Below are 9,741 nucleotides of genomic sequence, written 5' to 3' on the forward strand. Positions count from 1 at the left end.
CCCGGCGCCGGTTCCGGAGCCGGGGCGGCCGTACGCTCCGGAGCCGCGGCGCGCGGGGCGGGGGAGCGGCGTACCGGCGGGCCGACGGTGGCCACGGTCTCGCGTGCCGGGCCCGGCAGCACCTGCGGATGGGGCAGCACGCCGGCGGCGGGCTCGGGCCGCGACGTCTCCGGCGCGGGAGCGGGTCCTGGCTCGGCGGCGACGCACCCGGTGGCAACCGAGACGACCGCCACGGCGCAAAGGAGCGCGGCTGCGGGCTTTGAAGGCACCCGGTAACACTGCAGTCCAGCGCGGGACTTGGGAATTCCCTGCAGGGGTGACGCCGCGGGCGCCGGGTTTACTTCACGGCCATGCCGCGGAGCAGCTCCTCCGCGCGCGCCCGCAGCTCCTGCCGCGTCACCCGCTGGCTTTGGTACGAGCCCGCCGCGCAGGTGAAGAGGATGCCGTCGCACCACGCCACCAGTGACAGCGCCTGCCGCTCCGGCTCCCCGGCCCCGGCGGCGCGCAGCATGGCCTCCGTCATCTCACGGAAGACCCGGCCCGAGCGGTCGTAGATCTCGCGCAGCTCCGGGCGGCGGGTGGCCTCGAGGGCGAGTTCGTACCGCGCCACCAGCAGGTCCCGGTGGCCGGTCAGGGAGCGGTGGAGGGCGAGGGACAGCGCGTCGGCGAGCGCGGTGACGCCGCCGCCCTCGGCCGGGAATTCATCGACCGCCAGCACCTGGCTCTCGCGGTCGGCCAGGCGGCGTACGGCCAGTTCGAGGAGGGCGGCGCGGCTGCGGGCGACGTTCGAGGTGGCGCCCGCGGGCAGGGCGGCCTGCTCGTCGACGGCGCGGTGGGTGAGGCCGCGCAGGCCGCGCTCGGCGAGGAGAGCGAGCGCGGCGTCGGCGACGGCTTCCTGACGGGGGTTCATACGGCGACCCTAGCGCATTTCACTACACCCGTAGTACGGTGACACTACAGATGTAGTGAAGGGATGTGGGGATCATGAATGAACCGCACGCGGTCGTCATCGGAGCCGGCATCGGCGGCCTGACCGCCGCCGCCGCGCTGCACCGGGCGGGCTGGCGGGTGACCGTCGCCGAGCGCGCCGCGTCGCTGGAGCCGGTCGGCGCGGGCCTCGCCGTCGCCCCCAACGGCCAGCGCGCCCTGGACACCCTCGGCCTCGGCGACCCCGTCCGCGACCAGGCCGCCTGGCAGGGCAGCGGCGGCCTGCGCACCCCGGGCGGCCGGTGGCTGGCCCGTACCGACACGTCAGCCGCCGCGGAACGTTTCGGCGGGTCGATCGCGATGGTGCACCGCGCGACCCTGATCGACCTGCTCGCGGCTCAAATCCCGCAGGGAGCCGTGCAGCTGGGCGTCACTGCCAACCTGATCGACCCGGGCGCGGGCGACCGTCAGGCGGCCGTCGAGCTGGGCGGCGAGCGGGTCGCGGCGGACCTCGTCGTGGCCGCCGACGGCGTCAACTCCGCCGTCCGCGCCCGCCTCTTCCCCGACCACCCGGGCCCGGCCTACGCCGGCTTCACCGCCTGGCGCATCGTCGTGCCCGCCCCCGATATGCCCTTCGTGCCGCACGAGACCTGGGGGAGGGGCGAGATGTGGGGCAGCCAGCCGCTCAAGGACGGCCGGGTGTACGCATACGGCACCGCCGGCGTCCCCGAGGGCGGCCGCTCACCCGACGGCGAGAAGCAGGAGCTGCTGCGCCGCTTCGGCTCCTGGCACGCCCCCATTCCCCAACTCATCGCCGCCGCGCGCGAGGACGAGGTGCTGCGCAACGACGTCCGCCACCTCCGCACGCCGCTGGCCGCGTACCACCGGGGCCGCACCGCGCTGATCGGCGACGCCGCGCACGCCATGCCCCCGAGCCTCGGCCAGGGCGGCAACCAGGCCCTCGAGGACGCCGTCGTCCTCGCCCACCACATCGCGACCGGCGCGACCCCGGTCCCGGACGCCCTCGCCGCCTACACCCGCGACCGGCTCCCGCGCACCCAGCAGATCGCGCGCCGCTCCGCGCAGGCCGGCCGCGCCACCACCCTGCGAGCCGCCCCCGCCGTCACCGTCCGTAATGCCCTCATCGCCGCCGTCGCCCGCCTCGGCCCCGGCCTGATGCTGCGCAGCATGGACGGCATCGCCGACTGGCGACCGCCGGGGCCGGGTGCCGGAGGCGGCCCGTATGCTGCCAGCTCACGAAGTGACGGCACAGGAGGCTGAACATGGCGGGCGGCGCAACGCTGCGGGTGGGGATCATCGGTCTCGGCGACATCGCGCGGAAGGCCTATCTGCCGGTGCTCACCGCCCAGCCGGGCCTGGAGCCGCACCTGATGACCCGCACCCGCGCCACCCTCGACGAGACCGGCGACGCGCACCGCATCCCGGCCGCGCACCGCCACACCGACATCGGCTCCCTGCTCGCCGCCGGCCTCGACGCCGCCTTCGTGCACGCCGCGACCGCGGCCCATCCCGAGCTGGTCACGGCCCTGCTGGAGGCCGGCGTCCCGACGTACGTGGACAAGCCCATCGCGTACGAACTCGCCGACTCCGAGCGCCTGGTCCGCCTCGCCGAGGACCGCGGCGTCTCCCTCACGGTCGGCTTCAACCGCCGCTACGCCCCCGGCTACGCGCAGTGCCTCGAGCACGCCCGGGACCTGATCATCCTGCAGAAGAACCGGGTCGGCCTGCCCGAGGACCCGCGGACCTTCATCGTCGACGACTTCATCCACGTCGTCGACACCCTCCGCTTCCTCGCCCCCGGCACCATCGAGCAGATCGACGTCCGCTCCCGGGTACGCGACGGACTGCTGCACCACGTCGTGCTGACCCTCTCCGGCGCCGGCTTCACCGCCATCGGCTCGATGAACCGCATGTCAGGCTCCACCGAGGAGATCCTCGAGGTCTCCGGCGCCGACACCAAGCGCGAGGTCCGCAACCTCGCCGACGTCATCGACCACAAGGGCCAGCCCAGCGTGCGCCGCCGCGGCGACTGGGTGCCGGTGGCCCGCCAGCGCGGCCTGGAGCAGGCGGTGCTCGCCTTCCTCGACGCCGTACGCGCCGGGAAGGTGCTGAGCGCCGCGGACGCGCTGCTCACTCATGAGCTGTGCGAGCGGGTCGTACGGTCGGTCCAGGAACAGTCCGCCGCCTGAAGGCCCGCAGCCCCTCCGCCGCGCAGTAGAGCGCGATCGAGCCGAGCGCCACGCCCAGCGGCCAGTCGCCGTAGCGGACATACGGGCTGGTGCCGGAGCCGCGCGGCACGTCGTACACCGTCGCGGCGCTCGCGTCCGTGCCGAGCCAGGCGCCCGCCTTGGAGCCGTCCGGGCCGTACGCGGCGCTGACCCCGGTGAGCGTGGCGTGCACCATCGGCCGCCAGGTCTCGGCGGCGCGCAGGGCGGCGAGCGAGGCGTGCTGCTGCGGGGCCCAGCTGTCCTGGAAGGTGGAGGTCGCGGACTGGGCGATGAGCAGGTCGGTGCCGTTCGCGGCCAGATGCCGGCTCATGTCGGGGAAGGCGGACTCGAAGCACACCAGCGGCCCGGTCTTCAGCCCGTCCGCGAGCGGCATCACCACGGGCTCCTCGCCGCGCCTGCGGTCCTCTCCCGCCGCCTTGCCGACGGAGGTGGCCCAGCCGAGGAGATCGCGGGCGGGCACGTACTCGCCGAACGGGACGAGGCGTTGCTTGTCGTAGCGCCCGCGGACGTCCCCGTCCGGGCCGATCAGCACCGAGCTCTTGTAGATGCCGGGCTGGTCGGAGCGGCGGGCGTCGACATTGACGAGGATCTCCGCGTCCGTCTGCTGTGCCAGCGCGCCGAGGCGGCGGCGGAAGTCCGGGTGATCGGTGAGGTCGGCGCCGACGCTGGACTCGCCCCACACGATCAAGTCGAGGTCGCGGCCCGCCAGTTCGCGGGTCAGCTCCTCGCTGCGGTCGAAGCGGGCCTCGTAGCCGCGCACGACGCCGGGCTGGACGACGGCGATACGGGACGTGCCCGCGTCGCCGGGCCGCGGCGCCCACAGCCACGCCGACGAGACGGTGACGGCCCCGGCGGCGAGCGCGACGGCGGAGACGGTACGGGCCCGGCGGCCCGAAGCGGCCAGCACCAGCAGGGTGTTGACGGCCAGCACCAGGAACCCCACCAGCCACACGCCGCCCAGCGACGCCAGCTTCAGCGCGGCGGGCACCTGCCACTGGCTCGCGCCCATCAGCCCCCACGGCCCGCCGAGGTACTCCCACGAGCGGGCGAGCTCGACCAGCAGCCACCCGGACGGCACCAGCACGACGGCCGCGGCCGCCCGCGCCAGACCCGGCTCGCCGCGCAGCAGCCGGTGCGCCAGCCACCCCCACGGCGCCCACAGCGCACCCAGCAGCGCGCCGATGAGCAGGATGAACACATGCAGGCTCGGCAGCAGCCAGTGATGCACCGCCAGCATGAAGCCGGTCCCGCCGCACCACGCGAGCAGCGCCGCCTGCCGCGGCGTCCCGGCCGCCCGTACGAGCAGCAGCAGCGGAACCACCGCGCCATAGGCCAGCCACCACAGCCCGGGCGCCGGAAAGGCGAGGGCGGGCAGCGCGCCCGCGGCGAGGGCGGCGAGCCGCCATTTCAGGTGCTGCCGGGTCATGTCCCACCCCCTTCGTGCTGCTGGCCAGTGTGCGGCAGCGACGCTCTGGATCACAGGGGGAACGGCAGGTTTAACCTGCGCCGAATGGGCTGGTCCATCAGGGCGAATGAGCCGCGTCGGAAAGTCGTATTAACGGTGCGGAGCGGCAGTCTTGGGTGCCATGAGGGACGGCGGACGGATGGCGGCGACGGCCGCCGCGAGCATCACGGCGATCGCCGCGGGCATCGCGCTTATCGGCTCCGCGGCCGGCGCGCCCCACGAGCGGGACGGGACCTCGCGGCCCGTGGCGGTGCCGACGGATCACCATCCGTTCACGCTGCTCGCGACCGGCGACGTCATCCCGTATCCGTCGATCATGGCGCAGGCGAAGGCCGACGCCGGTGGCGCCGATTACGACTTCCGGCCGATCTTCGAGGGGGTGCGTCCGGTGGTGCAGAGCGCGGACATCGCGCTGTGCCATCTCGAGACGACCTTCGCCCCGGCGGCCGGGCCCTTCACCGGCTACCCGGACTTCGCCTCCCCGCCGCAGCTCGCCGCCGCCCTGCGCGACACCGGCTACGACGGCTGCTCGACCGCCTCCAACCACGCGCTCGACCAGGGCACCGCGGGCATCGACCGCACCCTCATCGCCCTCGACGACGCGGGCGTCAAGCACGCCGGCACCGGCCGCAGCAAGGACGAGGCCGCCCAGCCCGCGCTGCTGCGGGCCGGCGGCGCGCGGGTGGCGCAGCTGTCGTACACCCTGCACACCAACGACAAGACCGCCCCGCCCAGCCGCCCCTGGTCGGTCAACCTCCTCGACACGGACCGGATCGTCGCCGACGCCCGCGCCGCCCGGAAGGCGGGCGCCGACCTGGTCGTGGTCAGCGTGCACTGGGGCACCGAATGGCAGCAGGCCCCGGACCGTACCCAGCTGGTGGTGGCGGACCGGCTCACCAAGGCCCGTACGGAAAAGGGCGGCCGCAAGGCCATCGACCTGGTCATCGGGACGCACAACCACACCCCGCAGCCGTACGAGAAGGTCAACGGCACCTGGGTCGTCTACGGGCTCGGCGACCAGGTCGCCAGCTTCGGCCCGGAGAAGGCGCTGGGCAATGACAGCTCCGCGGCCCGCTTCACCTTCACCCCGCGCGGGCGGGGGTGGCGGGTGACGAAGGCGGAGTATCTGCCGCAGCACGCCGACGCCGGTCCGCCCTTCCGGGTGGGCTTCGCGACGCCGGATACGTATCCCGAGCCGCGGGACCGGATCAGGGCCGGGGTGCTGAGCCGGGGCGCGGAGCGTGACGGACTGCACGAGGGTGATCCGGGAAACCCGGTTGGAGACGAGACGTAACGTCTTGTATCGTGAAGGCATGCGTCACTACTTCTTTCTCTGAGAACGGGCCCGACCGCCGCAGTCGCCGCGGTCACGCACGCCCGTCTTGACTCCTTTCTGAGCCTCAGGGAAAGAACTATGCGCGAACGCGCCCATACCGCCATGCCCGCCGTCGCCCAGCTGTCCGTCAAGGACGCTGCCAAGGCCTACGGCACCCGCTCCGTCCTCGACCAGGTCAGCTTCACCGTCCGCCCCGGCGAGCGGGCCGCCGTGATCGGCGAGAACGGCTCCGGCAAGTCCACGCTGCTCAAGCTGCTCGCCGGCGTCGAGCAGCCGGACTCCGGCGAGGTCACCGTCGCCTTCCCCGGCGGCGTCGGCCATCTCGCCCAGACCCTCGGCCTCGACCCCGCCCGCACCGTCCAGGACGCCATCGACCTCGCGCTCGCCGACCTGCGCGCGATGGAGCGCGAGCTGCGCGCGGCCGAGGAGCGACTGGGTGAGGCCGGCGATGCCGAGCTGGCCGCTTATGGCGACCTGCTCAGCGCTTACGAGGCCCGCGGCGGCTACACCGCCGACGCCCGCGTGGATGCCGCCATGCACGGGCTCGGCCTCGCCCACATCACCCGCGACCGCACCCTCGGCACCCTCTCCGGCGGCGAGGAGTCGCGGCTCGCGCTCGCGTGCGTGCTGGCGGCGGCGCCCGAGCTGCTGCTGCTCGATGAGCCGACGAACCACCTCGACGCGGCGGCGGTGCGCTGGCTCGAGGACCACCTGCGCGGCCACCACGGCACCGTCGTCGCCGTCACCCACGACCGCGGCTTCCTGGAGGGCATCGCCACGACGATCCTCGAGGTCGACCGCGACACCCGGTCGGTCGCCCGGTACGGCGACGGCTGGACCGGCTACCGCACCGCGAAGGCCGCGGAGCGGCGCCGCCGCGAGCAGGACCACCAGGAGTGGGTGGACGAACTGGCCCGTACGGAGGCGCTGGTCGAGGCCGCCGGGCAGCGCCTCGCCGGCACCGGCAAGGACCCGCGACAGGGCTTCGGCAAACACCGCCGCTCGCACGAGAACAAGCTCGGCGGTCAAGTGCGCGCGGCCCGCGAGCGGCTGGAGGAGCTGCGCCGCAATCCCGTCGCCGCCCCGCCGGAGCCGCTGCGCTTCACGGCCGGGCTGGCCACAGCAGGCGGCGGCGACAGCCCGGTGGCCGAACTCGCGGACGTCGTGGTGGGGGACCGGCTGCGGATCGACGGGCTGGTGCTCGCCCCCGGACAGCGGCTGCTGGTCAATGGGCCCAACGGGGCGGGGAAGACGACCCTGCTGCGGCTGCTGGCCGGTGACCTGGAGCCGGACGCGGGCACCGTACGCAGAACGCCCCGGATCGGGTATCTCGCGCAGGAGCTGCGGCCCGTGCCCACGCGGCGGCCGCTGCTCGCGGCGTACGCGGCCGGGCGGCCCGGGCAGCCGGAGGAGCACGCGGAGGAGCTGCTCGCGCTGGGACTCTTCCGCGAGGAGGATCTCCATGTGCCGGTGGCGGGACTGTCCATCGGTCAGCGGCGGCGGCTGGAGCTGGCCCGGCTCGTCACCCGTCCCGCCGATCTGCTGATCCTGGACGAGCCGACGAACCACATCGCGCTCGACCTGGTCGAGCAGCTGGAAGAGGCCCTTGCCGGCTACCGGGGCGCGGTCGTCGCGGTCTCGCACGACCGCGGGTTCCGGGAGCGGTTCGCGGGGGAGCGGATCGAGTTGAGCGGCGGAGTGGTGCGGGGCGTGGTCGCGGCCGGCTACGTCTGAGCTACGGCTTCCGGGCCAGCAGCCCGTACTGCGGCACGGCCGGGGCCTGGGTCCACAGGCCCTCGGGCCGCCAGTTGGTGACCGAGACGATGCCGGGGTCGAGCACCTCCAGGTCGGACACCCACGCGGCCAGCTCCTCCTTCGACCGGCCGTGCAGCGGCGTCGTGGTGCTGGCGTTCCACGTGTCCACGACGTCCTGGTCGCGCTCGCCGTCGAGGTCGAAGGTGCCGTGCGCCAGCGCCAGATAGCTGCCCGAGGGGACGGCGTCGAGGAGCGTGCGGACCACCCTGGCCGCATCCTCGTCGTCGAAGAAGTGCACGATGCTCAGCAGCATGAGAGCGACGGGCTGGTCGAAGTCGAGCGTCTGCGCGGCCTCCTGCAGCACCTTCTCCGGATCGCCGGCGTCCGCGTGCACGTACTGCGTGGCGCCTTCGGGGGTGGAGGTGAGCAGCGCCCGGGCGTGGGCGAGCACGAGTGGGTCGTTGTCCACGTAGACCACGCGCGAGGACGGCGCCGTGCGCTGGGCGACCTCGTGGGTGTTGTCGGCGGTGGGCAGCCCGGTGCCGATGTCCAGGAACTGGCGGATGCCCAGCGGACCGGCGAGGTGCTCCACGGTGTGCTTCAGGAACTCGCGGGTGCCGCGCGCGATCAGCTTGACCGCCGGCAGCATATCGGCGACCTGGTCGCCGAGCCTGCGGTCCGCCTCGTAGTTGTCCTTGCCGCCGAGGAGGTAGTTCCAGACGCGGGCGTTGTGGGGGACGTTGGGGTCCACGCTCTCGTTGTCGGTCACGCGGACATCATGCCGTATCCGATCAAGTGTGCGCAGGGCGGCCGGAGTTGTCAGGGGCTCCGGCCGCCCCGGGTGGGATTCACCGTACCTGCTTATACGCATAACGAAAATGTCTCTCGTGCACACCCCTTGACGCCGGGCTCCCGGCTGACAAGCATCCGTACCCACCGCACTCTGCCGATTCGGCCGAAGCCGGGTCATCAAGTTATGCGCATAACTACGGAGCCGTCATGCCACCGAGCCGCGTCACCCAAGCCGACGTCGCCCGCCTCGCCGGCGTCAGCCAGGCCACCGTCTCGCTCGTCCTCAACGGCGAGGCCGAGCGGGTCGGCGCGGGCACCCGGCAGCGCGTCCTGGACGCCATCAGCAGGACCGGCTACTCCGCGAACCCGGTCGCCCAGCGGCTCGCCCGGGGCCGTAACGGGATCGTCGGGGTCTTCGCGTACGAACCCGTCTTCCCGCGCGGCGGCGGCGACTTCTACCACCCCTTCCTCGTCGGTATCGAGACCGCGGCCGAGCGCTGCGGCAGCGACCTGCTGCTGTTCACCAGCGCGCCGGTGGAGGGGGGCAGGCGGCGGCTGTCCGGGCAGGTCAGGTCGCATCTGCGGGTCACCGACGGGTGCGTGCTGCTGGGGCGGGCGGAGGACAAGGCGGAGCTGGTCGAGCTGATCAACGACGGCTTCCCGTTCGTCTTCGTGGGCCGTCGCGAGCTGCCGGGCAACGCCGAGCTGCCGTATGTCGGCGCGGATTACGTGGGTGCCACCCGCGAGGTCGTCGAGCTGCTGCTCGGGCTCGGCCACGAGCGGATCGGCTTTGTCGGCGAGACGAGCGGCCGCGAGTCGCTGCTCGACCGCCTCGCCGGCTACCGCGCCGCGATGCGCGCGGCCGGGCTGCGGCCCACCTCCTTCGACTCGGCCGAGCTGACCGCGGACGAGATCGTCGACCTTGCCGCCGACAACCACCTCACGGGTCTGGTCCTCGCCGAGAGCCAGCTGGCGGGTGCGGTACGGGACGCCGCCGCCGCCCGCGGCCTCGACGTGCCCGGTGACCTGTCCATCGCGGTGCTCGGCCAGCCCGAAGTGCCCGTCGCCGACGACCCCCTGGCCTGGACCGGCTTCCGCATCCCCCGGGAGCGGATGGGCGAGGAGGCCCTGAACCTGCTGGTCGAGCTCATCGGCAGCGACACCCGCCCGGCGGAGATGCACCGGCTGCTGCCCTGCCGCGTCGAGCGCGGCGAGTC

The 9,741-nt window shown here is 73.7% G+C and carries 8 protein-coding genes and 1 pseudogene; 5 read left to right on the plus strand and 4 right to left on the minus strand.

Annotation, left to right across the window (positions count from 1 at the left end):
• Nucleotides 1-269: pseudogene (locus tag G5C51_RS36005) on the minus strand (hypothetical protein); the annotation flags it as partial.
• A gap of 68 nt (nucleotides 270-337) precedes the next feature.
• Nucleotides 338-910, minus strand: coding sequence for a TetR/AcrR family transcriptional regulator (locus G5C51_RS36010; RefSeq protein WP_165244067.1), 573 nt, complete (start codon nucleotides 908-910; stop codon nucleotides 338-340).
• Nucleotides 911-984: 74 nt separating this feature from the next.
• On the opposite strand from G5C51_RS36010, the gene G5C51_RS36015 reads away from it, so the two are divergent.
• Both G5C51_RS36015 and G5C51_RS36020 read left to right on the plus strand, forming a co-directional pair.
• Entirely contained in the window at nucleotides 985-2,208 is a 1,224-nt protein-coding gene (locus tag G5C51_RS36015; protein ID WP_165244069.1) for an FAD-dependent monooxygenase, read from the plus strand.
• A gap of 20 nt (nucleotides 2,209-2,228) precedes the next feature.
• Nucleotides 2,229-3,137, plus strand: coding sequence for a Gfo/Idh/MocA family protein (locus G5C51_RS36020; RefSeq protein ID WP_165244079.1), 909 nt, complete (start codon nucleotides 2,229-2,231; stop codon nucleotides 3,135-3,137).
• Here the strand turns inward: G5C51_RS36020 and lnt are convergent.
• The gene (lnt, locus tag G5C51_RS36025; RefSeq protein ID WP_165244071.1) at nucleotides 3,079-4,602 is read right to left on the minus strand and encodes an apolipoprotein N-acyltransferase; all 1,524 of its coding nucleotides are present in this window, start codon (nucleotides 4,600-4,602) and stop codon (nucleotides 3,079-3,081) included. The genes G5C51_RS36020 and lnt overlap by 59 nt on opposite strands.
• Nucleotides 4,603-4,762: 160 nt before the next feature.
• Here lnt and G5C51_RS36030 point away from each other — a divergent pair, with 160 nt between their 5' ends.
• Nucleotides 4,763-5,935 carry a CapA family protein gene (locus tag G5C51_RS36030; protein ID WP_240930162.1) on the plus strand — a complete coding sequence of 391 codons (1,173 nt, stop codon included), beginning with the start codon at nucleotides 4,763-4,765 and terminating at the stop codon, nucleotides 5,933-5,935.
• 144 nt (nucleotides 5,936-6,079) lie between these two features.
• A complete protein-coding gene (abc-f, locus tag G5C51_RS36035) occupies nucleotides 6,080-7,711 on the plus strand; it encodes a ribosomal protection-like ABC-F family protein (protein ID WP_420824895.1) in 1,632 nt (543 codons plus the stop codon).
• Nucleotide 7,712: 1 nt separating this feature from the next.
• Here the strand turns inward: abc-f and G5C51_RS36040 are convergent, their stop codons facing one another.
• The gene (locus G5C51_RS36040; RefSeq protein ID WP_338118427.1) at nucleotides 7,713-8,501 is read right to left on the minus strand and encodes an SAM-dependent methyltransferase; all 789 of its coding nucleotides are present in this window, start codon (nucleotides 8,499-8,501) and stop codon (nucleotides 7,713-7,715) included.
• 230 nt (nucleotides 8,502-8,731) lie between these two features.
• Between G5C51_RS36040 and G5C51_RS36045 the strand changes: the two genes are divergently transcribed.
• The coding region (locus tag G5C51_RS36045) for a LacI family DNA-binding transcriptional regulator (protein WP_165244077.1) at nucleotides 8,732-9,741 on the plus strand (1,010 nt) is incomplete at its 3' end.

The sequence above is a fragment of the Streptomyces coryli genome (assembly GCF_011044975.1).
In the GTDB taxonomy this organism is placed as follows: domain Bacteria; phylum Actinomycetota; class Actinomycetes; order Streptomycetales; family Streptomycetaceae; genus Streptomyces; species Streptomyces coryli.